The 24,945-nt window shown below is 73.9% G+C and carries 24 protein-coding genes; 6 read left to right on the top strand and 18 right to left on the bottom strand.

Features of this window, described 5'->3' with window-relative positions; translation table 11 throughout:
• Positions 1 to 34 precede the first annotated feature (34 nt).
• From hisF to hisD, 8 genes are read right to left on the bottom strand one after another with little or no spacing between them, the layout of a single operon-like run.
• Positions 35 to 805 carry an imidazole glycerol phosphate synthase subunit HisF gene (gene hisF, locus ACZ5GH_RS09055; protein WP_387749043.1) on the bottom strand — a complete coding sequence of 257 codons (771 nt, stop codon included), beginning with the start codon at positions 803 to 805 and terminating at the stop codon, positions 35 to 37.
• Entirely contained in the window at positions 802 to 1,251 is a 450-nt protein-coding gene (locus ACZ5GH_RS09060; protein ID WP_387749040.1) for a RidA family protein, read from the bottom strand. Before ACZ5GH_RS09060 ends, hisF begins: the two co-directional genes overlap by 4 nt.
• Entirely contained in the window at positions 1,248 to 1,973 is a 726-nt protein-coding gene (priA, locus tag ACZ5GH_RS09065) for a bifunctional 1-(5-phosphoribosyl)-5-((5-phosphoribosylamino)methylideneamino)imidazole-4-carboxamide isomerase/phosphoribosylanthranilate isomerase PriA (RefSeq protein WP_387749303.1), read from the bottom strand. The genes ACZ5GH_RS09060 and priA overlap by 4 nt, the downstream gene beginning before the upstream one ends.
• A 16-nt stretch (positions 1,974 to 1,989) precedes the next feature.
• Positions 1,990 to 2,625 (bottom strand): imidazole glycerol phosphate synthase subunit HisH, encoded by a 636-nt coding sequence (gene hisH / locus ACZ5GH_RS09070; protein WP_387749038.1) that lies wholly within the window; start codon positions 2,623 to 2,625, stop codon positions 1,990 to 1,992.
• Between the two features lie 37 nt (positions 2,626 to 2,662).
• Positions 2,663 to 2,815 carry a hypothetical protein gene (locus ACZ5GH_RS09075; RefSeq protein ID WP_359828256.1) on the bottom strand — a complete coding sequence of 51 codons (153 nt, stop codon included), beginning with the start codon at positions 2,813 to 2,815 and terminating at the stop codon, positions 2,663 to 2,665.
• Complete coding sequence (hisB, locus tag ACZ5GH_RS09080; protein ID WP_049650368.1) at positions 2,812 to 3,405, bottom strand: imidazoleglycerol-phosphate dehydratase HisB; 594 nt, start codon at positions 3,403 to 3,405, stop codon at positions 2,812 to 2,814. Before hisB ends, ACZ5GH_RS09075 begins: the two co-directional genes overlap by 4 nt.
• 5 nt (positions 3,406 to 3,410) lie before the next feature.
• Positions 3,411 to 4,553 (bottom strand): histidinol-phosphate transaminase, encoded by a 1,143-nt coding sequence (locus ACZ5GH_RS09085; protein ID WP_387749034.1) that lies wholly within the window; start codon positions 4,551 to 4,553, stop codon positions 3,411 to 3,413.
• 23 nt (positions 4,554 to 4,576) lie between these two features.
• Positions 4,577 to 5,884: a histidinol dehydrogenase gene (hisD, locus tag ACZ5GH_RS09090; protein WP_387749031.1), complete on the bottom strand. Its 1,308-nt coding sequence runs from the start codon at positions 5,882 to 5,884 to the stop codon at positions 4,577 to 4,579.
• A gap of 90 nt (positions 5,885 to 5,974) precedes the next feature.
• Between hisD and ACZ5GH_RS09095 the strand changes: the two genes are divergently transcribed.
• The 3 genes from ACZ5GH_RS09095 to ybaK all read left to right on the top strand — a co-directional run bounded on the left by ACZ5GH_RS09095 (position 5,975) and on the right by ybaK (position 8,966).
• Entirely contained in the window at positions 5,975 to 7,555 is a 1,581-nt protein-coding gene (locus ACZ5GH_RS09095) for an oxidoreductase (protein ID WP_387749029.1), read from the top strand.
• 57 nt (positions 7,556 to 7,612) lie between these two features.
• A complete protein-coding gene (locus ACZ5GH_RS09100) occupies positions 7,613 to 8,341 on the top strand; it encodes an LON peptidase substrate-binding domain-containing protein (RefSeq protein WP_387749026.1) in 729 nt (242 codons plus the stop codon).
• 130 nt (positions 8,342 to 8,471) lie between these two features.
• The gene (gene ybaK / locus ACZ5GH_RS09105; RefSeq protein WP_387749023.1) at positions 8,472 to 8,966 is read left to right on the top strand and encodes a Cys-tRNA(Pro) deacylase; all 495 of its coding nucleotides are present in this window, start codon (positions 8,472 to 8,474) and stop codon (positions 8,964 to 8,966) included.
• Positions 8,967 to 9,031: 65 nt separating this feature from the next.
• Here ybaK and ACZ5GH_RS09110 read toward each other — a convergent pair whose 3' ends face one another.
• The 6 genes from ACZ5GH_RS09110 to ACZ5GH_RS09135 form a co-directional block, all read right to left on the bottom strand.
• Positions 9,032 to 9,805 (bottom strand): hypothetical protein, encoded by a 774-nt coding sequence (locus ACZ5GH_RS09110; RefSeq protein WP_464333889.1) that lies wholly within the window; start codon positions 9,803 to 9,805, stop codon positions 9,032 to 9,034.
• Between the two features lie 82 nt (positions 9,806 to 9,887).
• On the bottom strand, positions 9,888 to 10,697 hold the full coding sequence (locus ACZ5GH_RS09115) for an ABC transporter permease (protein WP_387749017.1): 810 nt from the start codon (positions 10,695 to 10,697) through the stop codon (positions 9,888 to 9,890).
• On the bottom strand, positions 10,694 to 11,692 hold the full coding sequence (locus tag ACZ5GH_RS09120; protein ID WP_464333890.1) for an ABC transporter ATP-binding protein: 999 nt from the start codon (positions 11,690 to 11,692) through the stop codon (positions 10,694 to 10,696). The genes ACZ5GH_RS09115 and ACZ5GH_RS09120 overlap by 4 nt, the downstream gene beginning before the upstream one ends.
• A 163-nt stretch (positions 11,693 to 11,855) precedes the next feature.
• Positions 11,856 to 13,166 (bottom strand): NYN domain-containing protein, encoded by a 1,311-nt coding sequence (locus ACZ5GH_RS09125; RefSeq protein ID WP_464333891.1) that lies wholly within the window; start codon positions 13,164 to 13,166, stop codon positions 11,856 to 11,858.
• Between the two features lie 334 nt (positions 13,167 to 13,500).
• Positions 13,501 to 14,529, bottom strand: a complete 1,029-nt coding sequence (locus tag ACZ5GH_RS09130; protein ID WP_387749009.1) for an aspartate-semialdehyde dehydrogenase — start codon at positions 14,527 to 14,529, stop codon at positions 13,501 to 13,503.
• Positions 14,530 to 14,643: 114 nt separating this feature from the next.
• Positions 14,644 to 15,531, bottom strand: coding sequence for a dihydrodipicolinate synthase family protein (locus tag ACZ5GH_RS09135; protein ID WP_464333892.1), 888 nt, complete (start codon positions 15,529 to 15,531; stop codon positions 14,644 to 14,646).
• A gap of 116 nt (positions 15,532 to 15,647) precedes the next feature.
• Here ACZ5GH_RS09135 and ACZ5GH_RS09140 point away from each other — a divergent pair, with 116 nt between their 5' ends.
• A complete protein-coding gene (locus tag ACZ5GH_RS09140; RefSeq protein ID WP_387749004.1) occupies positions 15,648 to 16,535 on the top strand; it encodes a LysR family transcriptional regulator in 888 nt (295 codons plus the stop codon).
• 35 nt (positions 16,536 to 16,570) lie between these two features.
• Here the strand turns inward: ACZ5GH_RS09140 and dnaE are convergent, their stop codons facing one another.
• Positions 16,571 to 20,104 (bottom strand): DNA polymerase III subunit alpha, encoded by a 3,534-nt coding sequence (gene dnaE, locus ACZ5GH_RS09145; RefSeq protein ID WP_387749001.1) that lies wholly within the window; start codon positions 20,102 to 20,104, stop codon positions 16,571 to 16,573.
• A 157-nt stretch (positions 20,105 to 20,261) separates the two neighbouring features.
• Complete coding sequence (locus tag ACZ5GH_RS09150) at positions 20,262 to 21,050, bottom strand: hypothetical protein (protein ID WP_464333893.1); 789 nt, start codon at positions 21,048 to 21,050, stop codon at positions 20,262 to 20,264.
• A gap of 161 nt (positions 21,051 to 21,211) precedes the next feature.
• On the opposite strand from ACZ5GH_RS09150, the gene ACZ5GH_RS09155 reads away from it, so the two are divergent.
• Positions 21,212 to 21,631, top strand: coding sequence for an I66 family serine proteinase inhibitor (locus tag ACZ5GH_RS09155; RefSeq protein WP_464333894.1), 420 nt, complete (start codon positions 21,212 to 21,214; stop codon positions 21,629 to 21,631).
• Between the two features lie 344 nt (positions 21,632 to 21,975).
• Complete coding sequence (locus ACZ5GH_RS09160; RefSeq protein ID WP_464333895.1) at positions 21,976 to 22,755, top strand: VOC family protein; 780 nt, start codon at positions 21,976 to 21,978, stop codon at positions 22,753 to 22,755.
• Positions 22,756 to 22,849: 94 nt separating this feature from the next.
• Here the strand turns inward: ACZ5GH_RS09160 and ACZ5GH_RS09165 are convergent, their stop codons facing one another.
• Positions 22,850 to 23,977 (bottom strand): MFS transporter, encoded by a 1,128-nt coding sequence (locus ACZ5GH_RS09165; protein ID WP_464333896.1) that lies wholly within the window; start codon positions 23,975 to 23,977, stop codon positions 22,850 to 22,852.
• Between the two features lie 148 nt (positions 23,978 to 24,125).
• Positions 24,126 to 24,851, bottom strand: coding sequence for an HAD family hydrolase (locus ACZ5GH_RS09170; RefSeq protein ID WP_387748988.1), 726 nt, complete (start codon positions 24,849 to 24,851; stop codon positions 24,126 to 24,128).
• Positions 24,852 to 24,945 lie beyond the last annotated feature (94 nt).

The raw sequence follows: 24,945 nt of genomic DNA on the forward strand, positions 1-24,945 counted from the left end.
CACGAAGCGACGCACGAAGCGACCTACCGACCGGTCACCGCACCTGGTGCCCGGCCTCCCGCAGCGCGCCCTTGACCTCGCCGATCCGCAGGTCCCCGAAGTGGAACACGCTGGCGGCCAGCACCGCGTCCGCGCCCGCGTCGACGGCCGGCGCGAAGTCCGCGAGCTTACCCGCCCCGCCGGAGGCGATCACCGGCACCGACACGGCCTCGCGCACGGCCCGGATCATGTCCAGGTCGTAGCCGTCCTTGGTGCCGTCCGCGTCCATCGAGTTGAGCAGGATCTCACCCGCCCCCAACTCGGCGGCGCGGGCCGCCCATTCGACGGCGTCGAGCCCGGTGCCCCGGCGCCCGCCGTGCGTGGTGACCTCGAAGCCGGACGCGGTCTCGACACCGGCGGGGCAGCGCCGGGCGTCCACCGACAGCACCAGCACCTGCCGTCCGAACCGCTCGGCGATCTCCCGGACCAGCTCCGGCCGGGCGATCGCCGCGGTGTTGACGCCGACCTTGTCGGCGCCGGCCCGCAGCAGCTTGTCGACGTCCTCGACGGCGCGGATGCCGCCGCCCACCGTCAGCGGGATGAAGACCTGCTCGGCGGTGCGGCGGACCACGTCGTAGGTGGTCTCCCGGTCGCCGGAGGAGGCGGTGATGTCGAGGAAGGTCAGCTCGTCGGCGCCCTCGGCGTCGTAGAGCTTGGCCATCTCGACCGGGTCGCCGGCGTCGCGCAGGTTCTGGAAGTTGACGCCCTTGACCACCCGCCCGGCGTCCACGTCGAGGCAGGGGATGACACGTACTGCGAGGGTCACGGCTGTTCGCCTTCCAGGGGTCCCTGGGCTTCCAGGGTCTTTGCCAGCCCGGATCGGTACGCGTCGAGTTCGATCTCGACCATCATCCGGGAGTCGATCAGTCCCTCGACCACCACCATGGTGGCCACCGGGCGTGCGGCGTCGAAGAGTTCGCGGTGGGCGCGGCCCACCTCCTCGGCGTCGCGGACGTGGGTGATGTACATCCGGGTGCGGACCACGTCGTCGGTGGTCAGACCGTACGCGGCCAGGGCCTTGAGCCCGACGCCGAACGCGGCGAGGGTCTGCCGGTACGGGTCGCCCTCGTGCTCGATCCGGCCGTCCACCCAGGCGGTGGAGCCGGCCACGTGCACGTGGTCGCCCGCGGCGACCGCCCGGGAGTAGCCGAACTCGTCCTCCCAGGGGGAGAAGCCACCGACCCTGCCGCGTACGATCCGACCGTCCGTCATCCTGAAACCGCCTCCAGGGCCTCTTCGAGGGTGAACTTCTGCTCGTAGAGTGCCTTGCCCACGATGGCGCCCTCGACACCCTCGCCGACCAGCGTGGCGATGGCGCGCAGGTCGTCGAGCGAGGAGACGCCGCCGGAGGCGACCACGGGCCGGTCCGTCGCGGCGCAGACGTCGCGCAGCAGCTGGAGGTTGGGGCCGGTCAGGGTGCCGTCCCGGTTGACGTCGGTGACGACGTAGCGGGCGCAGCCCTCCCGGTTGAGGCGCTCCAGCACGTCGAAGAGCTGGCCGCCGTCGCGGGTCCAGCCGCGGCCGCGCAGGGTGGTGCCGACGACGTCGAGGCCGACGGCGATCCGGTCGCCGTGCTCGGCGATGGCCTTGGCGACCCACTCGGGGGCCTCCAGGGCGGCGGTGCCGAGGTTGACCCGGGTGCAGCCGGTGGCGAGCGCCCGGGCGAGCGACTCGTCGTCGCGGATGCCGCCGGACAGCTCGACCTTGACGTCCAGCTGTCCGGTGACCTCGCGCAGCAGCTCGTAGTTGGAGCCGGTGCCGAAGGCGGCGTCCAGGTCGACCAGGTGCAGCCACTCGGCGCCGGCGTTCTGCCAGGCGAGGGCGGCGGCCAGCGGCTCGCCGAAGGAGGTCTCGGTGCCGGAGGCGCCCTTGACCAGGCGGACGGCCTGACCGTCCCGGACGTCGACGGCGGGCAGCAGTTCGAGGCTCATCAGATCAACTCTCAGACGGTCAGAGGGTGTCGACCCAGTTGGTCAACAGGGCGGCGCCGGCGTCGCCGGACTTCTCGGGGTGGAACTGGGTGGCCCACAGCGGGCCGTTCTCGACGGCCGCGACGAACGGCTGCCCGTGGGTGGCCCAGGTGACCAGCGGCGGGTTGATCCGCGCGCTGTGGGTCTCCAGCTCCCAGTGCCGCACCCCGTAGGAGTGCACGAAGTAGAAGCGGGTCTCCGGGTCGAGGCCGGCGAACATCCGGCTGCCCTCGGGCGCGTCCACGGTGTTCCAGCCCATGTGCGGGACGACGGGGGCGTCCAGCGGCTCCACGGTGCCCGGCCACTCGTCGCAGCCGGCCGTCTCGACGCCGTGCTCGACCCCCTTCTCGAAGAGGATCTGCATGCCGACGCAGATGCCCATGACCGGTCGGCCCCCGGCCAGCCGGCGGCCGATGATCCAGTCGCCCCGGACGGACTTGAGCCCGCGCATGCAGGCCTCGAAGGCGCCCACGCCGGGGACGAGCAGGCCGTCCGCGGCCATCGCGGTGTCGTAGTCGGAGCTGACCGTGACGTCCGCTCCGGTCCGCTCCAGGGCGCGCTGCGCCGAGCGGAGGTTGCCGGAGCCGTAGTCGAGGACGACGACGTTCTTGCCCATGTTCAGGTGTCCAGTCTCTATGCGGCGGGCGGCGGGTCTACAGGCGCATGAGGCCGGAGGCCAGGCACATCACGGAGCCGAAGGCGAGCACCAGGATGACGCTCTTCGAGTGCTTCTGCTTCCAGAAGGAGATGACTCCGCCGGCCAGGAAGAGGCCGACGAAGATGAGGATCATCGCGGTGTTGCTCACAGCGCACCCTTGGTCGACGGGAGGATTCCGGCCGCGCGCGGGTCGCGCTCGGCGGCGTAGCGCAGCGCCCGGGCCAGCGCCTTGAACTGGCACTCCACGATGTGGTGGGCGTTGCGCCCGTACGGCACGTGGACGTGCAGCGCGATCTGCGCCTGGGCCACGAAGGACTCCAGGATGTGCCGGGTCATCGTGGTGTCGTACGAGCCGATCATCGGCGCGATGCCCTCGGGCTCGGTGTGCACCAGGTACGGCCGGCCGGAGAGGTCCACGGTGACCTGGGCGAGCGACTCGTCCAGCGGCACCGTGCAGTTGCCGAAGCGGTAGATGCCCACCTTGTCGCCGAGGGCCTGCTTGAACGCGGCGCCGAGCGCGAGGGCGGTGTCCTCGATGGTGTGGTGGGTGTCGATGTGCAGGTCGCCGTCGGTCTTGACGGTGAGGTCGAACAGGCCGTGCCGGCCGAGCTGGTCGAGCATGTGGTCGTAGAAGCCGACGCCCGTGGAGATGTCGGTCCGCCCGGTGCCGTCGAGGTCTATCTCGACCAGGACCGAGGTCTCCTTGGTGGTGCGCTCGACGCGTCCGATGCGGGACATGGGGGTCACAGCTCCTTGCTGACTCTGCGGACGGCGTCCAGGAAGGCGTCGTTCTCGGCGGGCGTGCCGGCGGTGACGCGCAGCCACCCGGGGACGCCGTTGTCGCGGACCAGGACGCCCTGGTCGAGGATGGCCCGCCACACCGCGTGGGTGTCGGCGAAGCGGCCGAACTGGACGAAGTTGGCGTCCGAGTCGGTGACCTCCAGGCCCATCCCCCGCAGCGCGTCGACCAGCCGGTCGCGCTCCTCCTTGAGCCGCCCGACGTACCCGAGCAGGGTGTCGGTGTGCTCCAGGCAGGCCAGCGCGGTGGCCTGGGTGACGGCCGACAGGTGGTACGGCAGGCGCACCAGCTGCACCGCGTCCACCACGGCCGGGTCGGCGGCGAGGTAGCCCAGGCGCAGCCCGGCCGCGCCGAAGGCCTTGGACATGGTCCGGCTGACCACCAGGTTGGGCCGGCCCTCGATCAGCGGCAGCAGCGAGGCGCGGTGCGAGAACTCGACGTACGCCTCGTCCACCACCACCAGGCTGGGCCGGGCGGCCTGCGCGGCCTCGTACAGCCGCAGCACGGTGTCGGCGTCCACGGCGGTGCCGGTCGGGTTGTTGGGCGAGCAGACGAAGACCACGTTCGGCCGGTGCCGCGCGATGGCGGCGACGGCGGCGTCCACGTCGATGGTGAAGTCGTCGTTGCGCGGGCCGGAGATCCAGGCGGTGCCGGTGCCCCGGGAGATCAGCGCGTGCATCGAGTACGAGGGCTCGAAGCCGAGCGCGCTGCGGCCGGGGCCGCCGAAGGTCTGCAGCAGCTGCTGGAGCACCTCGTTGGAGCCGTTGGCCGCCCACACCTGCGCGCGCCGGACCGGGAAGCCGGTGGTCCTGCCGAGGTACGCGGCGAGGCCCTCGCGCAGCTCGACCGCGTCCCGGTCGGGGTAGCGGTTCAGCCCGCGGGCGGCCTCGGCGACGCGCTCGGCGATCCGGGCCACCAGCTCCTCGGGCAGCGGGTACGGGTTCTCGTTGGTGTTCAGCTGGACGGGCACGTCCAGCTGCGGCGCGCCGTACGGGGACTGGCCGCGCAGCTCGTCGCGGACGGGGAGGTCGTCGATCCGGGTCCCCGGAGCGGCACCCGCCGGGGTCGCCGGCGTCGGAGGGGTCACAGGAGCCCCGGAGGTCTCAGGAGTCACGAGCCCGGCACCGTCCAGTCGAAGCGGGCCTTGATCGCGTCCCCGTGCCCCGGCAGGTCCTCCGCGTTCGCCAGGGTGACGACGTGCGCGGCGACGCCCGCCAGCGCGTCCCGGTCGTACTCGACGACCTGGACGCCGCGCAGGAAGGTCTGCACCGACAGCCCGGAGGAGTGGCAGGCGCAGCCGCCGGTCGGCAGCACGTGGTTGGAGCCGGCCGCGTAGTCGCCCAGCGAGACCGGGGTCCAGCGGCCGATGAAGACCGCGCCGGCGTTGACGACCTTCGCCGCCACCGCGTGCGGGTCGCGGGTCTGGATCTCCAGGTGCTCGGCCGCGTAGGCGTTGACCACGGCGAGGCCCTGCTCCAGGTCGTCGACCAGGATGATGCCGGACTGCCGGCCGCCCAGCGCCTCGGCCACCCGCTCGCCGTGCTTGGTCCTGGCGACCTGCGCGGCCAGCTCGGCCTCGACCGCGTCGGCCAGCGCCGGGGAGTCGGTGACCAGCACGGAGCCGGAGGTCGGGCCGTGCTCGGCCTGGCTGATCAGGTCGGCGGCGACGTCGGACGGCAGGGCGCTGTCGTCGGCGAGGACGGCGATCTCGGTCGGACCGGCCTCGGAGTCGATGCCGATCCGGCCGGCGAAGTAGCGCTTGGCGGCGGCCACGTAGATGTTGCCGGGGCCGGTCACCATGTCGACCGGCTCGCACTCCTCGGTACCGAGGGCGAACATCGCGACCGCCTGGGCGCCGCCGACGGAGTAGACCTCGTCCACGCCGAGCAGCGCGCAGGCCGCCAGGATGGTCGGGTGGACCCGGCCCCCGAACTCCTTCTGCGGCGGCGAGGAGACCGCGATGCCCCGGACGCCCGCCTCCTGGGCCGGCACCACGTTCATCACCACGGAGGAGGGGTAGACCGCCAGCCCGCCCGGCACGTACAGGCCGACCCGCTCGACCGGCACCCAGCGCTGGGTGACCGTGCCGCCCGGCACCACCTGGGTGGTGTGCCCGGTTCGGCGCTGGTCCGCGTGGACGGCGCGGGCCCGGCGGATCGACTCCTCCAGGGCGGCGCGGACCTTCGGGTCCAGCGTCTCCAACGCCGCGGTCAGCTGCTCGGCCGGGACCCGGGTCGACTCCAGCCGGACGCCGTCGAAGCGCTCGGTGATCTCGATCAGCGCCGCGACCCCGCGATGGCGTACGTCCTCGGCGATCGGCCGCACCTTCTCCAGGGCGGCCGCCACGTCGAACTCGGCACGGGGCAGCAGGTCACGCGGGTCGTCCAGCGAGCCGCGGAGGTCGATTCGAGAGATCACGCCACCCAGTGTAAGGAGTGGCCGGAACCGCTGGCCCCGCATTTCAGTCCGTGATACGAAAGGCGAGACGACCGGGGGGCGGGGGAAACCATGGCGGAGCGTGCTCCGGAGGGCTGGAACGGGGTCGAGCAGAGGCTCTGGGAGGCCTACCGCCAGGGTGACGTCCTGGATCTGCGGACGGGCCGGCCGGAGGACGACGACGCCTTCGGCGACGCCGTCTGGGGCCCCGAGCGGACCGTCCGCGCCGAGGTGCTCGCCCACCTGCTGCTGGCCGGCCCCGAGCCCGCGCCCGGCAAGGTCGCCTCGCTGCGGCTCAGCGGCGTGCGGGTGACCGGCGCGCTCAAGCTGGCCGGCGCCACCATCGACCGCTACGTCGAGGTCCACGACTGCCGCTTCGACCAGAAGGTCCTGGTCTCCGAGGCCGCGGCCTCGACGCTGCGCTTCGTGGGCTGCCTGATCCCCCGGCTGGAGGCCTCCCGGCTCTCCACCACCGGCGACCTCCACCTGGCCCGCTGCCGCGTCCCCGACGGCATCCGGCTCACCGACGCCAAGATCGGCACCGACCTGCTGCTCAACCAGACGGTGGTCGGCGGCGACCGCTACGCCCGCGCCGTGTCCGCCGACGGGATCACCGTCAACCAGGACTTCGAGGCCGAACGCCTGGAGACGGAAGGCGAGTTGAGCATCCGCACGGCCCGGATAGGCGGCCGGCTCTCGCTGCGCGGCGCCCAGCTGCGCGCCGTCCCGGAGAAGAACCGCGTCTGCTTCAACGCCGTCCGTGTCATCGTCGGCCACACCCTCTACCTGACCGGCTCCGCCGACATCGGCTGGACCGGCTCCCGCGGCTACTACGGCTCCGGCTACGGCCAGCTCCCGCCGCCCGACGGCCCCGTCACCCCGTTCCGGGCCTTCGGCCGGGTCCGGCTGTCCGACTCCCGTTTCGAGGCCGCCTGCCTGATCTCCGGCGAATTCCACCTGGAGGGTGACGACGAGCTCGCGCTGAGCCGCATCCAGACCCCCGAGCTGCGCTTCTCCTGCAAGTTCCGCCCCACCGGCACGGTCTCGCTCTCCCGCGCCCGGGTCGGCAACCTGGTCGACGACCCGGACGCCTGGCCGCTCGGCGGGCACCTGCGGCTCACCGGCTTCGTCTACGAGAACCTGCGCCCGTTCAGGCCCTTCACCGTCCAGCAGCGGATCGCCTGGCTGGAGGGCTCCTCGGTGGACTTCCAGCCGGAGTCCTACGAGCAGCTCGCCGCCGCCCTGCGCCGCGACGGCGCCGACGACGACGCCCGCGAGGTGCTCTACGCCAAGCAGCGCCGGCGCCGGCGAACCCTGCCGCTGCCGGCCCGGGTCTGGGGCGCGGTCCAGGACGCCACCGTGGGCTACGGCTACCGGCCCGGCCGGGCGGGCCTGTGGCTGCTGCTCGCCTGGATCCTCGGCAGCCTCTGGTTCGCCACCCACCCGCTGCAGCCGCTCAAGGCCGACGAGCGCCCGCACTGGAACCCGGTGCTGTACACCCTCAACCAGCTGCTGCCGATCGTGGACCTGAACCAGGGCGGCTGGAACCCCGGCGGCCTCACCCAGTGGATCTCCGCCGGGCTGGTCGTGATCGGCTGGCTGCTCGCCTCCACGGTCGTCGCCGGCGCCACGCGGATGCTGCAGCGCGGATAGCGTCGATCGTCGCGGGCGGGCGACAACCGCCGGGCCCGGGGAACTACGCTGTCCGCCGTGACAGAACGGCTGCCGCTCTTCCCGCTGAACACCGTGCTCTACCCGGGCCTGGTGCTGCCCCTGAACGTCTTCGAGGAGCGCTACCGCCGTCTCGTCGCCGATCTGCTCGAACAGCCCGAGGACACCCCCCGGCGGTTCGGCGTGCTCGCGATCAAGGACGGCCGGGAGGTCGCGCCGGTCCGGCCCGAGGAGGGCCCGGCCGGTCCGCTGGACGGCCTCGGCACCGTCACCGGGGACCCGCTGGAGGCGCTCTTCCCGGTCGGCTGCGTCGCCGACGTCGCGTCCGTCCAGCACCAGCCGGACGGCCGCTACGAGCTGCTGGTCACCGGCACCACCCGGTTCCGGCTGCGCTCGGTGGACGCCTCCGGCCCGTACCTGACCGGCGAGACCGAGACGATCGACGAGCGCCCCGGCGAGGGCTCGGGCGCGCTGGCCTCCGAGGTCGAGCGGGCGTTCCGGGTCTACCAGAAGCGCCTGGCCGGCGCCCGCGAGGCCAGCACCGTCGGCCACCAGGACCTCCCGGACGACCCCCAGGTGCTCTCCTACCTGGTCGCCGCCGCCTCGGTGTTCGAGACACCGGTCAAGCAGCGGCTGCTCGCCTGCCCGGACAACGCCGAGCGGCTGCGCGCCGAACTCGACCTGCTGCGCCGCGAGACCGCCGTCCTCAGCTGGCTGCCCTCGCTGCCCGCCGTCGACCTCACCCGCCAGACCTTCAGCCCCAACTGACCGGGGCACCCGACGGGCCCGGGCCCCCGGCTGGCCGACGGCCCGACCGACCCGGGCCCCCGGCTGACCGAGGCCCGACGACCACGACTGACAGAGGGCCCTGACGACCCGACGACCCCGAGGACCCCGCATGGCCAAGAAGACGAAGAAGGGCGGCCAGGGCACCCCCGCCACCGTCGCCCTGGAAGCCGCCGCCGTCCCGTTCACCGTGCACGCCTACGACCACGACCCGGCCGCCGCCTCCTACGGCGGCGAGGCCGCCGAGGCCCTCGGCATCACCCCCGACCGGGTCTTCAAGACCCTCGTCGCCGACGTGGACGGCACCCTCACCGTCGGCGTGGTCCCGGTCGCCGGCCAGCTCGACCTCAAGGCCCTGGCCGCCGCCGTCGGCGGCAAGCGCGCCGCCATGGCCGACCCGGCCGCCGCCGAGCGCAGCAGCGGCTACGTCCGCGGCGGCATCTCGCCGCTGGGCCAGCGCCGCCCGCTGCGCACCGTCGTCGACGCCAGCGCGCTCGGCCACCCCACCGTCTACGTCTCGGCGGGCCGCCGCGGCCTGGAGGTCGAACTCGCCCCCGCCGACCTCGTCGCCCTCACCGGGGCCCGCACCGCCGCCATCGCCCGCTGAGCCCCGCCCCGCGCCCGCTCACCACCGGGCGCGGGGAACCGCGCGGGCGGAACCGCCCACCGCGGTCAGTGCCCGGCGCCGCTCCCCGTTCCGCTCGCCGGCCCGCTCATCGGCCCGCTCGCCGGATCGCCCGCCGGCCCGGCCCACGGCCCCACCGGGGCCTCCGCCGGCGGCACCCCCATCGGAGCCCCCCAGTACGGCGGCGGGTCCTCCTCCCGCTTCCCGAACGCGGCCGAGAGCAGGAGCAGCACCACCATCGCCGTCATCGGCCAGACCAGCAGCGCCCCCAGCGCCCCCAGGTCGATGCCCGCGTCGAAGTGCCCGCCGTCGCCGACCCGCCGGGCCTCGCCGATCAGGTCTCCGCTCGGCCCGAGCCACCGCCCGATCCGCCAGGCCCCGATCGAGCCGAGCAGCCCGCCGACGGCCAGGCCCAGCGCGACCGCGATGCCGCCGCCGCGCCGCCGGGTCACCAGGAAGGCCCCGAGCGCGGTCACCAGCCCGGCGCCGAGGCAGATCAGCACGAACACCGCGTCGGCCCCGGCCCGCTGCTCCCCCTCGGGGTCGGCGTAGAGGATGCGGTCCCCGTCCACCACCAGCGGCACCTTGGGCGCCAGCCAGGCCCACAGCCCGGCCGCCATCAGCCCGGCCACCAGACAGGCGACCACGACCCCGGCCCCGACCCGCACCTCCGGCAGCAACCGCTGCCCCAGCGGGGTGGTCGTCCCGTGCCCGAGGGCGGTGGCCCCGTGCGGCGGCGGCGCGAACGGGTCGGACGCTGCGTCCGGAACCGCCCGCACATCGGCGGCGGCGGGATCCGGAGGTGTGTTCGGTACGGTCACAGGCCCCATCGTTTCACGACGGCCACTCGAACGACCCACCACCGTACCCACCGGGCCGGGGCCCGACCGTGGCGTAGCGGTACTACCGCGAGACCGCCCGCCGGTACGCCCACGTGGCGAGGGCCAGCGACGCCACGCCCACCCCCGCGCAGACCGCCAGGTCCCCGAGCACCATCGCCCAGTCCGGGTCCGGCGTGAACGTCCGGGCGAAGGCGTCCACCCCGTACGTGGACGGCAGCAGGTCCCGCAGCCACCGCACCGCCTGCGGCAGGTGGTCCACCGGCAGCACGCCCAGCAGCAGGGCGGCCGACATCCCGAGCTGCCCGAGCATCGTCGCGATCTCCTGGCGCGGCGCGAGGAGCCCGCAGGCCGCCCCCAGCCCCGCCAGCGCGGCCCCGGCCAGCGGCACGACCGCCAGCAGCACCCACAGCTGGCCGAGCGGCAGCCCGAACATCACCGCCCCGAACGCCGCCGTGGCGAGCGTCCCGGGCAGGGTGAAGGAGGCGTACGCGGCGGCCGCCCCCAGCACCACCGAGGCGGCCGGCACCGGCAGCGTCGCGTAGTGGTCGAGCCCGCCGGTGGCCCGCAGTTTCCCGAAGTACTGGGCGAGCAGGTTCAGCGCGACGAACGCCACCACCAGCACGCTCGACCCGGCGACCACCGACCGCGCCGCCGAGGACTGCCCGGCGTCCACCACGCCCCGCATCATCACCAGGATGCCCACGGACTGGAAGGTGGCCACGAACAGCAGCGGGATGCGCGCCACCCGCGCCCGGGCGAGCTGCGCCCGGTAGACGGCCGCAAGCGCCGGCAGCAGCCGGGCCGCGGGGGCGAGCGGGGCGGGGGCGGCCGTGGACCGGTCGGTCCGCGGGGGCACCGAGAGCAGCGTCACTTGGCCAGTCCTCCGTGGCGGCCGCCCAGCTTGAGGTACGCGTCCTCAAGGCTCGGGGTGGCGAGGGTGAAGTCGTCGAGTGCGGCGAAGGCCGGGCCGGTGGTCACGGCGGCGACCAGTTCGCGGGCCTGCTCGGGGGTGGTGCGGACGGTCCAGCGGCGGCCGGTGCACTCGGCCCGCTCGCGCAGCGCGGCGACGGCGGGCACGCCGAGCGGCGCCTCGTCCCGCCAGACCAGGTCGAGCCGGACGTCGCCGTCCACCAGCGCCTTGAGCCCGCCGGGCGTGTCGCAGGCGATCACCCGGCCGTCGTCGACCACGGCGACCCGGTCGAGCACCGTCTCCGCCTCGATGACGTTGTGGGTGACCAGCAGCACCGTCGTCCCGTGCTCGGCGCGCCGGCGGTCCACGGCGCTCCACACGGCCCGCCGGGCGACCGGGTCCATGCCGGTGGTGGGCTCGTCCAGGACGAGCAGCGGCCGCTCCCCCACCAGGGCGGCCGCGAAGCAGGCGAGCCGCCGCTGCCCGCCGGACAGCTTGGCGAGCGGCCGGGTGGCGATCGGCTCCAGCCCGAGCTCGGCGAGCACGTCCCCGGCCGCGCCGCGGGCCTGCGCCCGGGTGAGTCCGCGCAGCCGTCCGGTGGTCTCGGCGGCGAGCGCCACGGTCAGCTCGTCCAGCGCGGTGGACTCCTGTCCGAGGTAGCCGAGCAGCCGGGCGGCCCGCTCGGGGTGGCGGACGATGTCGTGGCCGAGGAGTTCGACGGATCCCGAGTCGGGGCGCAGCAGGCCGGTGAGCTGGCGCACCAGCGTCGACTTCCCGGCTCCGTTGGGCCCGAGCAGCCCGAAGACCTCGCCCTGGCGGACGGTGAGGCTGATCCCGTCGTTGGCCCGGATCTCGGTGGCGGCGGCGCCGCGCCCGCTTCGGTAGGTCCTGACCAGGTCGCGCACGGCAACGCACGGCAGGGGTTCCTCGGGTGCTCGCCCGGCCGTCTCGTTCACGACCGAAGACTCTACGCGTTCATACGGGCGAACCGGACAACGGGGGCCTGTCCGCGCCGGGGCCGCCGACCGGTCGGCCCAGCCGTCGGACCGGGCCGGTGGCACGGCCTGCCCCACGGCGGAGCCTGCCCGACGGCGGGGCCGGGCCGGTCGCCCGGTCGGCTCAGTCGTCGACGACCATCGACCCGCCCGGGACCCGCGCGGCCAGCTCCTTCCAGAACCCGGCCCGGATGGCGTAGCGGTCGTGCTCGTCGATCTGGTCGTCCTTGTGCGCGAGCAGCCCGAAGCGGGCGGCGTAGCGCAGCAGTTCGCCGTCCACCCGGTGCGGGATGCGCGGGTAGTCGGGCCAGAGCATGGTGAGCTTCTCGGCGTCGCCGACGCGATCGCTCCAGCGGCGGGCGAAGACCTGCCCGACCTCGTGGGCGTCGCCGCCGATGGAGGTGATGTCCTCCTCGCGGTCGGCCCAGCGCTGCTCGGCGGTGGTGAGCTGGGCGAGCGTGGGCAGGCTGTCGCCGGCGGTGACGGCGGGCTCGGGGGCGGGCCGGTCCACCCAGCCGCGGTCGGAGGACCAGCGCAGCACCGGCCCGGCCTGCGCGACGGCCCCGTGCCCGTTGACCCCGTGCCCGTTCGTGCCGTGGCCGTTGGCGCCGTTCACCACCGGGGTGATCGGGGTGACGGAGGAGGCCCGCCCGGCGAGGTCCTTGGGCGTCGGTACGACCTTGAGCGCGGCCGCGGCCGGCTGCGGCCGTCCGTTGACGGCGGGGGCGGCGCCCGCCGGAGCCGTGGCCGCGGCGGCCGCGGTGGCCGCCGGACGGACCTCCGGCGGCACCACGTCGGGCAGCCCGGTGGGCGGTGCGGCCGGCGGGGCGGCGAGGATCTTGGCGATCTCCTGCCGGGCCCCCGGGGCCGGGAAGACGCTGGAGTGGTCCCGCAGCGAGAAGGACCCCTCGATCCACTCCCGGTCCAGCACCCGCCGCTCGTCCGCCTCGCCGACCAGGTCCTCGGACTGGTTGAAGTCGCCGTCGGCGGCCTGCAGGGCCCACAGGTGGACGGCCACCCCGTGTTCCTTGGCGGTCATCATGCCGGGCAGCAGGTCCCCGTCGCCGGTGATCAGCACGACGTCGGCGCAGGCCCGGTTGCGGGCGAGTTCGGAGAGTTCGGCGTGCATGGCGGCGTCCACGCCCTTCTGCACCCAGCGCCCCTCGGCCCGGGTGAGCGCGCCGAGCCGTACGGTGACCCGGGGCAGCACCCGCAGCCGCCGGTGCTCGGGCATCGGGCGCCGGTCGGGCGCGGCGTCGAACCAGTAGATCCGCAGCAGCGGCAGCCCGGTCTCGGCCTCGGCGCGCTCGCGCAGGGCGGTGATCAGGGCCGTGTGGTTCACGGTGACTCTGGACCGGGACGGATCCCCCGCGAGCAGGCTGGCGGCGGCGCCCAGCAGGTATCCGGCGTCCACCAGGACGACACAGCGGTCCATCGCGCACCTCTTTTCGCTCGCCCTCGGATTCAGTCGGGTGGGTCCATTCGGGCACGGGCGCTCGGCCCGTCGTCCGGGCGTGCCGAGGTGAGGGGCCCCCGTCGTCGCCCGATCGTTGGGTCACCTTTTACCCGCGGTTCGCCTGCCGAACCTCGCCGGTTGTCCCGGTCCCGCAACAGCGGCGCGGGCGCGGAGCGGACGAAAGCGAGGGCGGGCCCCGTACAACGACGGGGCCCGCCCGAGGTCACGCGGCGGTGTTCCGACCGGCGGACACCGGTGCCGGACCGGTGGCCGCCGGCCACGGCGACGGGAGGTGGACGCTCGGCCCCCGGGCTCAGCCCCTGAGCTCGGCGGCAACCAGCTCGGCCAGCTGGACGGCGTTCAGCGCGGCGCCCTTGCGCAGGTTGTCGTTCGAGACGAACAGCGACAGGCCGTTGTCCACCGTCTCGTCCGCCCGGACGCGGCCGACGTAGCTCGGGTCGCGGCCGGCGGCCTGGAGCGGGGTGGGGATGTCGGACAGCTCGACGCCGGGGGCGCCGCTGAGCAGCTCGACGGCGCGCTCGGGGCTGATCGGGCGCTCGAAGCGGGCGTTGATCTGCAGCGAGTGGCCGGAGAAGACCGGCACGCGCACGCAGGTGCCGGAGACCTTCAGCCCGGGGATGCCGAGGATCTTGCGGCTCTCGTGGCGGAGCTTCTGCTCCTCGTCGGTCTCGTTGGAGCCGTCGTCCACGATGGAGCCGGCCAGCGGCACCACGTTGAAGGCGATCGGCCGCTGGTAGACCTTGGGCTCCGGGAACTCGACGGCGCCGCCGTCGTGGGCGAGCGCGGCGGCGCCGTCCACGACCTTGGCGGCCTGGTCCTGGAGCTCGGCGACGCCGGCCACACCGCTGCCGGAGACGGCCTGGTAGGTGGAGACGACGAGCGCGGCCAGGCCGGCCTCCTCGTGCAGCGGGCGCAGCACGGGCATGGCGGCCATGGTGGTGCAGTTCGGGTTGGCGATGATGCCCTTGGGGCGGTCCGCGACGGCCTCCGGGTTGACCTCGGAGACGACCAGCGGGACCTCGGGGTCGCGGCGCCAGGCGGAGGAGTTGTCGATCACGACGGCACCGGCCGCGGCGACCTTGGGGGCCAGGGCCTTGGAGGTCGAGCCGCCGGCCGAGAAGATCACGATGTCCAGGCCGGTGTAGTCGGCCGTGGCCGCGTCCTCGACGGTGACCTCGGTGCCCTGCCAGGGCAGCGTGCGCCCGGCCGAACGGGCCGAGGCGAACAGCCGCAGCCGCTCCACCGGGAAGTTCCGCTCCGCCAGGATCTCGCGGACCACGCCGCCGACCTGGCCGGTGGCACCGACAATGCCGATCTTCATCTCCGACTACTCCTCTGAATGGTGCTGTTCACAGCCGCACTCCGCCCATCATGCCTTGTCACGCGGGTGGGGCGGCCTGGTGTTCCACGGTGTGAGAGGCCGCCCGGACGGCCCCTACCGGTCCAGACCACTGGCGAGGGCCAGCGCGGCGCCGACCTCCGCCTCCCCGGCCGGCAGCAGCGGCAGCCGCACGTCCGGGGTCGGGATGCGGCCCTGGGCGTGCAGCACGCCCTTGGTGACCGACGGGTTCGGCGCCGTGAAGGCGGACAGCGCCAGCCCGGTCAGCCGGTGCCCGAGCGCCCGTGCCCGGGCCACGTCCCCGGCCTGCCAGGCCTCGGCCAGCTCGACGAACCGGGCGGTCGACAGGTGGGCGGAGGCGAGGATGCCGCCGGCCGCGCCGAGCGCCAGCATCGGCGGCAGGTAGGCGTCCTCGCCGGTGAGGAAGGCGAACCCCTCGGGGGTGTCGGCGAGCAGTTCGGCGGCCGTCTGGTCCAGCCCGCCGGTCGCGTACTTGACGCCCACCACGCCCTCGATCGCGGCGAGTTCGCGCAGCGCGGCGGTGGAGAGCTGCTGCCCGGTGCGGTACGGGATGTGGTAGACGACCAGCGGCAGCGGGCTGCCCGCGGCCAGCGCCCGGAAGTGCGCGACCGTCCCGGCCTCGCCGGCCCGGACGAAGGACGGCGTGGTGACCAGCGCCGCCGCCCCCGGCACCCGCGCGCCGAGCACGGCCAGCGCCTCGCCGACGGCCCGGGTGTCGCCGCCGGAGGCGCCGACGAGCAGCTGCGCCCCGCGCGCGGCGCAGGCGGCCGCGGCGACGTCCACCACCGCGTCCTTCTCCTCGGCGCTCAGCGCGGCGGGCTCGCCGGTGGTGCCGAGCGCGCACAGCCCGGCCGCCCCGGCGTCCAGCACCTCGTGCGCGAGCTTCTCCAGCGCGTCCAGCGCGACCGAGCCGTCGGCGGCGAAGGGGGTGATCAGGGGGACGTAGATGCCCTTGAGTTCCATGCCCACGATCCTGCGGCGCACTGATCGCCCAGGTCCAGTTCACATTTCCGACGCTTCTCGTAAGCTGAGCCGATGCTCGGCGGGGCAGGGCCCGGGCCAGGCCGTAGTCTGGCCTGATGCTGGACGTCCGACGCCTGCGCCTGCTGCGCGAACTCGCCCACCTCGGCACCATCGCGGCCGTCGCCGAGGCGCTCTCCTTCAGCCCGTCGGCGGTGTCCCAGCAGCTGTCCGTCCTGGAGAAGGAGGCGGGCGTCCCGCTGCTGGAGCGCACCGGGCGGCGGGTCACCCTCACTCCGGCCGGGCGCAACCTGGTCCGGCACGCCGAGGCGGTGCTCGCCCTGCTGGAGCAGGCCGGCGCCGAACTCGCCCACACCAAGCGGGGGTTGGCCGGCCCGCTGCGGATCGGCACCTACCCCTCGGCGGCCCGGGCGATCATCCCGGCGGTGCTCGCCGAGCTGGCCGGCTGGCAGCCGGGGCTGGAGCCGATGGTCACCGAGGTGGACCCGGCGGCCGTCGGCGCGGCGCTGCGGGCGGGCGAGCTGGACGTGGCGCTGGTGCACGAGTACGACCTCGTCCCGGCCGACCCGGAGCCGGGCCTCGCGGTGACCCGCCCGGTCTTCACCGAACCCATGTACCTGGCCGCCCGCACCCCGGGCACCGTCGCCGAGCAGCGCGGCGCGCCGTGGATCATGTCCCCGCCGGACACGCTCTGCCACACCATGGCCGTCCGCGCCTGCGAGGCGGCGGGCTTCGCGCCCCGCATCCGGCACCAGATCGACGACTTCACCACCGTGCTGGCCCTGGTGGCGGCCGGCCAGGGCGTCGCCCTGGTCCCCCACCTGGGCACGGCCGGCTCCCCGCCCGGCGTCGTCCTCACCCGGCTGCCGATGTACCGCCGCACCCGCGCCGCGTTCCGCGCCGGCGCCGGCTCCCACCCGGCCATCTCGGCCTTCGTCTCGGCCCTGCACACGGCCGTCCCCCCGGGCCTGGGCGGCGGCGTCTGAGGCTCCGCGGACGCGGAGGGGCCTCCGTCGTCGCGTCAGCCCGCCAGGCAGCTCGGTCCGAGCAGCTGCTTCAGGTCCCCGAAGAGCGCCGGGTCCGACTTCACCCGGTGCCGGTCCAGCCGGAGCACCGTGGTCTTGTTGCGGCTCTCCAGGCGCACCCGCACCTCGGTGGTGCCGCGGTGGCTGCCCAGCACCTCGCCGAGCCTGGCCACCAGCGGCGGGGTGACCTTCCCGCTCGGGATGTTGATGGTGATCGGCGCCTCGGCGTGGGCGTTCGACAGGTCGGGGACGGACAGCTCCATGCCCATCAGCCGCGGCACGTCCTCCCGCTTGTCCAGCTTGCCGCGCACGAAGACGACGGCGTCCTCGACCAGTTGGGACGACACCAGCTGGTAGCTGGCCGGGAAGAACATGCAGTCGATCGAGCCCGCCAGGTCCTCGACGGTCGCGATGGCCCAGGCGTTGCCCTGCTTGGTCATCTTCCGCTGGAGGCCCGAGATGATGCCGCCGATGGTGACGATCGTCCCGTCCGGCCGATCCGCGAGGTCGGCCACCGCGCAGTCCGCCTTGTCGGCGAGCACGTGCTCGATGCCGTGCAGCGGGTGCGAGGAGACGTACAGGCCGAGCATCTCCCGCTCCTGGGTGAGCAGGAAGGACTTCTCCCACTCCTCCTCGGAGAAGACGACGTCCAGCCCGAAGCTCGGCTCGTCCGCGGTGGCGTCGCCGCCGAAGAGGTCGAACTGCCCCTCGGCCTCCTTGCGCTTGACGCCCACGACGTTGTCGATCATCGGCTCGAACTGGGCGCTGAGGCCCTTGCGGGTGTGCCCGAGCGAGTCGAAGGCGCCGGCCTTGATCAGCGATTCGACGGTCCGCTTGTTGCAGACCACCGACTCCACCTTGTCCAGGAAGTCGGGGAAGGACGCGAACTTCCCCTTCGCCTTCCGGGTCCGGATCATCGACTCGACCACCGGCCCGCCGACGTTGCGGATCGCGGTCAGGCCGAAGCGGACCAGGGTGTCACCGTGCGGGGTGAAGTCCGAGTCCGACTCGTTGACGTCCGGCGGCAGCACCTGGATGCCCATCTTGCGGCACTCGTTGAGGTAGACCGCGGACTTGTCCTTGTCGTCCTTGACGGAGGTGAGCAGGCCGGACATGTACTCGGCCGGGTAGTTGGCCTTGAGGTACGCCGTCCAGTACGAGACCAGCCCGTACCCGGCGGTGTGCGCTTTGTTGAACGCGTAGCCGGAGAAGGGGACGAGGACGTCCCACACGGCCTGGATGGCCGCGTCGGAGTAGCCGCGCTCGCGGCAGCCCTTCTGGAAGGGGACGAACTCCGCCTCCAGGATCTCCTTCTTCTTCTTGCCCATGGCCCGGCGCAGCAGGTCCGCCTGGCCGAGCGAGTAGCCGGCCAGGATCTGCGCGGCCTTCTGCACCTGCTCCTGGTAGACGATCAGGCCGTACGTCGGCCGGAGCACCTCCTCCAGGGGCTTCTCCAGCTCCGGGTGGATCGGGGTGATCTCCTGCTGGCCGTTCTTGCGCAGGGCGTAGTTGGTGTGGGAGTTGACGCCCATCGGGCCCGGGCGGTACAGCGCCAGGACGGCGGAGATGTCCTCGAAGTTGTCGGGCTTCATCAGCCGCAGCAGCGAGCGCATGGGGCCGCCGTCGAGCTGGAAGACGCCGAGCGTGTCGCCGCGGGCGAGGAGTTCGTAGGTCGGCTTGTCGTCCAGGGGCAGATCAAGCAGGTTGATCTTGATGCCCTTGTTCTTCTCGATCGCCTTGACGGCGTCGTCCATGATCGTCAGGTTGCGCAGGCCGAGGAAGTCCATCTTGAGGAGGCCGAGGCCCTCACAGGTGGGGTAGTCGAACTGCGTGATGGTGACGCCGTCGGTGTGCCGGGTCCAGACCGGGATGTGGTCGGTCAGCGGCTCGGCGGACATGATGACGCCGGCGGCGTGCACACCGGGCTGGCGGATCAGGCCCTCGATGCCGCGCGCGGTGTCGATGACCTTCCGGACGTCCGGGTCGGTCTCGTACAGCCCGCGGATCTCGCCGGCCTCGCTGTAGCGCGGGTGCGAGGGGTCGGTGATGCCGGAGAGCGGGATGCCCTTGCCCATGACGTCCGGCGGCATCGCCTTGGTGATCCGGTCGCCCATCGCGTACGGGTAGCCGAGGACCCGGGAGGAGTCCTTGATGGCGGCCTTCGCCTTGATGGTGCCGTACGTGACGATCATGGCGACCTTGTCGGATCCCCACTTCTCGGTCACGTAGCGGATCACGTCACCGCGCCGGCGCTCGTCGAAGTCGATGTCGACGTCGGGCATGGAGATGCGCTCGGGGTTGAGGAAGCGCTCGAAGATCAGGCCGTGCGGGATGGGGTCGAGGTCGGTGATGCCCATCGCGTACGCGACCAGCGAGCCGGCCGCCGAACCACGGCCGGGGCCCACCGCGATGCCCTGGCTCTTGGCCCACATGATGAAGTCCGCGACCACGAGGAAGTACGCCGGGAACCCCATCTGGATGATGGTGTCCATCTCGTACTCGGCGAGCTTCTTGTGCTCCTCGTCGTACCCGCCCGGGAAGCGCCAGTCCATGCCCTCCCAGACCTTGGACCGGAAGAAGTCCGCCTCCGACTCGAAGCCCTCCGGGATGGGGAAGCGGGGCATCAGGTTCTTGAACTGGAACATGCCCTCGGTGTCGACCCGGGAGGCGACCAGCAGCTGGCTGTTGCGGCAGCCCTCCTGCCAGGCGTCCGAGGAGTCCAGGGCGTACATCTCGGCGGCGGACTTGATGTAGTAGCCGGTGCCGTCGAAGCGGAAGCGGTCCGGGTCGGAGAGGTTCTTGCCGGTCTGCACGCAGAGCAGCAGGTCGTGGGCGCCGGCGTCGGCCTCGGTGGTGTAGTGCGAGTCGTTGGTGACGACCGGGGGGATGTTCAGCTTCCGGCTGATCTCCAGCAGCCCGTCGCGGACCCGCTTCTCGATCTCGAGGCCGTGGTCCATCAGCTCCAGGAAGTAGTTCTCCTTGCCGAAGATCTCCTGGTAGTCGGCCGCGGACTTCAGCGCCTCGTCGAACTGGCCGAGGCGCAGCCGCGTCTGCACCTCGCCGGAGGGGCAGCCGGTGGTGGCCATCAGGCCGCCGGACAGCTCGGAGATCAGCTCCTTGTCCATCCGGGGCCACTTCACGAGCCAGCCCTCGGCGTAGGAGCGCGAGGTCAGCTTGAAGAGGTTGTGCAGGCCCTCCTTGTTGCGGGCCCAGATGGTCTTGTGGGTGTACGCGCCGGACGCCGAGACGTCGTCCCGCTTCTGGTGCGGCTGGCCCCACAGGATGCGCTTGGTGTTGGAGCGGGACTCCGGGGCGACGTACGCCTCGATGCCGATGACGGGCGTGATGCCGGCGGCGGTGGCCTGCTTGTGGAACTCGGCGGCGCCGTACATGTTGCCGTGGTCGGTCATGGCCACGTGGGTCTGGCCGAGGCGCTCGACCTCCTTGAACATCTGCTTCAGCCGGGCGGCACCGTCCAGCATCGAGTACTCGGTGTGGACGTGCAGATGCGCGAACGGCTGGTCGCTCAAGGCGGGGCCTCCGGAGGCTCTGGTGCTGGTCTGGTGGGCCGGCGAACGTGCGGGTCACGGGGGACGCCCCCGGAAATGGATGTGGCCCGGAGCGCCGCTCGGGGCCCGGACCGTCACTCACACGTTCACCCGTCTACTCTAGCCCCCTTCGAACGGCTCATCCGTCCGCCGGGAGGGGTGTCCAGGCAGGCCCGGCGAGTCGTGTTCCGGCGGCCTCGCGGACCTCCGGCCGCTCCATCGGATCGTCCCGGAGGTACGCCAGCCGGGCCCGCACGTCGGGCCGGTCGGGGGCGTGCGCGACGCCGAGGAGCCGGGCCCGCGCCTCGCAGTCCCACAGCGACTCGGTGTACGCCTCGGCCGTCCCGGCGGAGCCGAGCGCGGCGAGTGCCGCCAGGTGGTCGGGGCGCTCGTACGAGTGCGGGGTCCACAGCCAGAACCGGCGCAGCAGGGAGACCGCGTCGGCCGCACCGGCCCCGGCCCCGAGCCGCGCCAGCCCGCCCGCGAGGGCGCCCGGGCCGCACCAGGCGCGGTCCACCCAGTGCCGCTCCAGCTCCGCGACCAGGGCCGGCCCGTCCCCGGGCTCCCCGTCCGGGGACGGGTCCCCCCGCCCGGTCGGGCAGTGCGGGGCCGGCGCGGGGTCCTCCGGGGCGCCGGAGGCCAGCAGCTCCAGGACGCCGGCCGCCCGGTCGCGGGTCTCCTCGTCCCCGGCCAGGAGTTCCTCCACCGGGCCGAGCGGCAGCTCCAGGTCCCGGAGCAGACGGGCCAGGTACAGGCACCGGTCGTCGGTCCGCGAGTCCCAGCGCCACTCCCACCGGAGGCAGCCGTACACGAGGTCGGCGGCCGCGGCCGGGTCCTCCGCCGCCATCCGCGCGCCCAGGCCCCGGCCGCGCTGGAGCAGGCCGGGGAGGGTGTTCGCCGGGGCGTGCTCGAATCTCCGCTGTGTCACGGGAGCCATCGTGCCGCAGCCCCGGCGCGCGGGCGGCCAGGGGGCGGGCGCCGGGGGGCGTAGCTCGTTCAGGTGACGGCGTGCCGAGGCCCCTGCCCCGGCTTCCTCCGAGCACGTACAACTGTCCTGCACCTCGCCCACACCGCGGAGGAATGACAGCCATGGCCCAGCTGGAGTCCGGCCTCTACACCATCCAGAACGGCGGCGCCAGGATCGGCCGAGCCCGTCACGAGGCCCTGGACCTCTCCCCCAAAACCGTCTTCGCCAACACCGACGACCAGGACGCCGTCTGGGTCGTCGAGGCCTGCCCCGGCAACCGCTACCGGCTCTACGCCAAGGGCGCCCCGACCGCCGTGGAGGACCTCAAGCCGGCCGGCCCGCTGGTCTCCCTCCTCCTCGACCAGGGCGACGCGACCGAGTGGGAGCTGACCCCCGTCGACGGCCTTCCGGCCACCTACCGGATCAAGTCCCCCCAGGGCTCCTCGTGGACCGTCCTCGAACCCGGGAGGCGGAGCCCGATCGAGGTCATCCCCGTCCTCGACGGCTCCACCGCCTTCACCTTCGAGAAGGTCGACGTCTGACCGAAGCCTCGGCCCGCCCCGTACGGGCGTCGTCCTCAACGGGGGCACCGCCGTCGTACCGCCCCGCCGGCAGCCGCTCCGGACGCGCGGGAGCGGGCCGCTCCGGCTTCCCGCGCGCCTCCGCCTCCTCGAAGCGTCAGCGGTCGAACCGGGCGGCGGCTCTCCGCAGGTGTCGACCCGGCCGTCACGCGAACGGCCCACCCGTACGCCGTCGGGCCGGCCCCGCCGCCCCGGGCCGCCCCGGCGGCCACGGCGGTGTGTCGAGTGGCGGACCACCGGGCCCGAGGCGATGGTGACCGGCAGAGCCCCCTCACCGCAGAGACCCCTCACCAGAAAGGGCGAGCATGCCCGAGGTCACCTCCCCGTACCCGACCGGCACCCCGTGCTGGGTCGACCTGACGGCCAAGGACCAGCAGGCCGCACTGGACTTCTACCGCGACCTCCTCGGCTGGCAGGGCGAGCCGGGCCCGGCCGAGTTCGGCGGCTACGCCGTCTGCGAGCTCAACGGCAGGGCCGTGGCCGGCATCGGCCCGACGATGACGCCCGAAGGGACGCCGGAGCCGCCGACCGTCTGGACCAGCTACCTGGCCGCCACCGACGCCGAGGCCACCCAGGACGCGATCGTCGCGGCCGGCGGCACCCTGCTCGCGCCGGTCGTGGACGTCGGCGGGCTGGGCCGGATGCTGATCGCCGCCGATCCGCAGGGCGCGGTGTTCGGCGTCTGGCAGCCGGGCGAGTTCTCCGGCGCCAAGGTCGTCAACGAGGCCGGCGCGCTGACCTGGAACGAGCTGCACACCAGCGACATCCCGGCCGCCACCGCCTTCTACGGCGCGGCGTTCGGCATCGAGATCGAACCGCTGGACGGCGCGGACTCGTACTGGGAGCTGCGGGTCGGCGGCCGCGCGGTCGGCGGCGCCACCCTGCTCGCCAACGACCCGCCCGGCACCCCGGCGCACTGGCTGACCTACTTCGCGGTCGACGACGTGGACTCCACCGTGGACGCCCTGGTCCGGGGCGGCGGCACCGTCCTCGTCCCGCCCTTCGACATGATGGCGGGCCGGATGACCGTGGTCACCGACCCGCAGGGCGCCCCCTTCGCCATGATCAGGCCCACGCCGATGTAACCCGCCCCGCTCCGCCCCGCTCCGCCCGTTTAGGCCGGCTCGACGACGTCGGCCACCGCGTGGGAAGTCGGCCGGGCCGACTTCCCACGCGCGCTCACCGCCGTACGGCCCGCAGCCACCCCGCGAGTCCGAGGCAGAGCAGGCACGCCCCGGCCAGCACCAGCGGGATCACCACCGGCCCGCCCGACCCGCTGAGCGCCCCCACCACCGCCGGTACGACGGCATTGCCGAGCATGCAGCAGAGCGTCAGCACCGAGGTCGCCTGCTGCGGCACCTCCGCCACGCCCGAGACCCACGCGATCAGCGTCGGCAGCACCGGCGCCAGCGCCAGCCCGGCCAGCGGGTAGGCCGCCACCGCGAGGTGCGGCACGGCGGCCAGCGCCAGCGCGCCGAGCGCGGCCGCCAGGTAGGCGGGCAGCGCGGTGCGGCCCGGCACCCGCCGGGTCAGCTGCGGGATCACCAGGCGGCCGACGGCCAGCCCGGCCCAGAACCCCGAGGCCGCGGTGGTCGCCGCCTGGGTGCTCCAGCCGTCGCGCTCCAGTTGGGTCGACTGCCAGGTGCCGATGCTGGTCTCCAGGCCCGCGTAGACCAGGCCCACCAGCAGGAACGGCAGGAAGGCCACGACGGTCCCGAGCCGTCGGCCGTCGGCCCCGGTCCGGGGGGCGGCCTGCGTGCGGGGCGCCGCCGCGAGCACCGCCCCGGCCCGTCCGACCAGGAAGCACGGCAGCGCGCACACCGCCGCCGCCAGCGCCAGCAGCCGGATGTCCGTACGGCCCAGGGCCCCGGCGGCCAGCGGGCCCAGCATCGCGCCGATCCCGAACACCGCGTTCAGCCGGTTGACCATCACCACGCTGTCCCCGGCGAAGCCGCGCGCGAACGCCGTGTTGAGGGTGAGCGCCAGCCCGCCGTACCCGATGCCGGTCACCGCCGCGCAGCCGAGGTAGCCGGCCCAGCCGGGGCTGGCCGCCATCCCGGCCGCGCCCGCCGCGAAGACCGCGAGCAGCACGGGCGGCGCCGCCCGGACGTTCAGCCGCCGCCCGAGCAGCCCGATGCCGAGGGTCGCCGCGAGCGCGCCCACGTTGTAGGCGGAGACCACCCGTCCGACCTCGTGCTCGGCGCCGAACCGTTCCCGCAGGAAGGGCAGCGAGGCGCCGAGCGAGGCGGTGAGCACGCCCAGGACGAGGAAGACGCCGAACGCCGAGAGCGCCGCCGATCTCGCCATCACCGGCGCGTCCGGCGCGTCCGGCACCTCCGACGCCGCATCGGACGGCCCCGCGTCCGAGGGCGCACCCGGCGCAGCGTCCGGCGCAGCGCCCGACGGAGCGCCCGACGGAGCGCCCGGCGACAGGTCCGCCGCCGCCCGCCCCGCCTCAGCCACCGTGCGGCCCCGCCGTGAGCACCACCGAGACCAGCCCGTCCGGGTCGGTCAGCACCAGCGGCCCCGCGGCACCGGCCCCGCCCACCACCAGCGCGGTGAAGTCCGGCACCGCGACCACCGCACCCGCCTCCACCAGGGCCGGCCCGCCGATGCCGACGCACACCGCCCCCGCCCCGACCGCCGAGCGGACCCCGCTGACGGAGTCCTCGAAGACCAGCGTGCGCTGCGGCCGGATCCCGAGCCCCCGGCAGGCCGCCAGGTACGGGTCCGGGTGCGGCTTGCCCCGCTCGACGTCGTCCCGGGTGACGCGCACCCGGAAGGCGTCGAGCAGGCCGAGCCCGCCGAGCGCGTTCTCGATCTTCCGCGGCCAGCTGCTGGTGGCCAGTCCGATCGGCACGCCCGCCCGCCGCAGCCGGGCGGCCAGCCCGTCGGCGCCGGGGATCACCGGGTACGGGGCCTCCTCCTCGACGGTGTCCACCTCGGCCCAGATCGCCCTGCGGTCGGCGTCCGAGTGGTCCGGGAAGATCAGCCGGACGGTCTGGTCGCCGGTCCGCCCGTGGACGTAGTCCTCCAGCTCCGGGTCCGTCAGCACCCGGCCGTGGCGCCGGGCCACCGACCGCCACGCCTCCTCGATCACCGGCCTGGAGTCGATCAGGACCCCGTCCATGTCGAAGACGACGGCCTCGACCTCGTACCGCGTTCCGGCTTGCGGCTGCATCGGTCTCCTCACTCGGCGCTCGCACCATACGATCTGACGATTGTTCACACTTTCCCGGCCGCGGGCCGGGCGGTCAATTGGACTAGACCTCGCT

The sequence above is a fragment of the Kitasatospora sp. Xyl93 genome, from assembly GCF_055383135.1.

Bases quoted from the DNA above. Each gene is read 5' to 3' on its own strand.
- ACZ5GH_RS09125 (WP_464333891.1), bottom strand. From the start codon at position 13,166: ATGGACCGCTGTGTCGTCCTGGTGGACGCCGGATACCTGCTGGGCGCC.
- ACZ5GH_RS09095 (WP_387749029.1), top strand. From the start codon at position 5,975: ATGGCGGAGCGTGCTCCGGAGGGCTGGAACGGGGTCGAGCAGAGGCTC.
- ACZ5GH_RS09135 (WP_464333892.1), bottom strand. From the start codon at position 15,531: ATGGAACTCAAGGGCATCTACGTCCCCCTGATCACCCCCTTCGCCGCC.
- ACZ5GH_RS09155 (WP_464333894.1), top strand. From the start codon at position 21,212: ATGGCCCAGCTGGAGTCCGGCCTCTACACCATCCAGAACGGCGGCGCC.
- ACZ5GH_RS09160 (WP_464333895.1), top strand. From the start codon at position 21,976: ATGCCCGAGGTCACCTCCCCGTACCCGACCGGCACCCCGTGCTGGGTC.
- hisH (WP_387749038.1), bottom strand. From the start codon at position 2,625: ATGGGCAAGAACGTCGTCGTCCTCGACTACGGCTCCGGCAACCTCCGC.
- ACZ5GH_RS09165 (WP_464333896.1), bottom strand. From the start codon at position 23,977: ATGGCGAGATCGGCGGCGCTCTCGGCGTTCGGCGTCTTCCTCGTCCTG.
- ACZ5GH_RS09170 (WP_387748988.1), bottom strand. From the start codon at position 24,851: ATGCAGCCGCAAGCCGGAACGCGGTACGAGGTCGAGGCCGTCGTCTTC.
- ACZ5GH_RS09130 (WP_387749009.1), bottom strand. From the start codon at position 14,529: ATGAAGATCGGCATTGTCGGTGCCACCGGCCAGGTCGGCGGCGTGGTC.
- ybaK (WP_387749023.1), top strand. From the start codon at position 8,472: ATGGCCAAGAAGACGAAGAAGGGCGGCCAGGGCACCCCCGCCACCGTC.
- ACZ5GH_RS09060 (WP_387749040.1), bottom strand. From the start codon at position 1,251: ATGACGGACGGTCGGATCGTACGCGGCAGGGTCGGTGGCTTCTCCCCC.
- hisB (WP_049650368.1), bottom strand. From the start codon at position 3,405: ATGTCCCGCATCGGACGCGTCGAGCGCACCACCAAGGAGACCTCGGTC.
- ACZ5GH_RS09140 (WP_387749004.1), top strand. From the start codon at position 15,648: ATGCTGGACGTCCGACGCCTGCGCCTGCTGCGCGAACTCGCCCACCTC.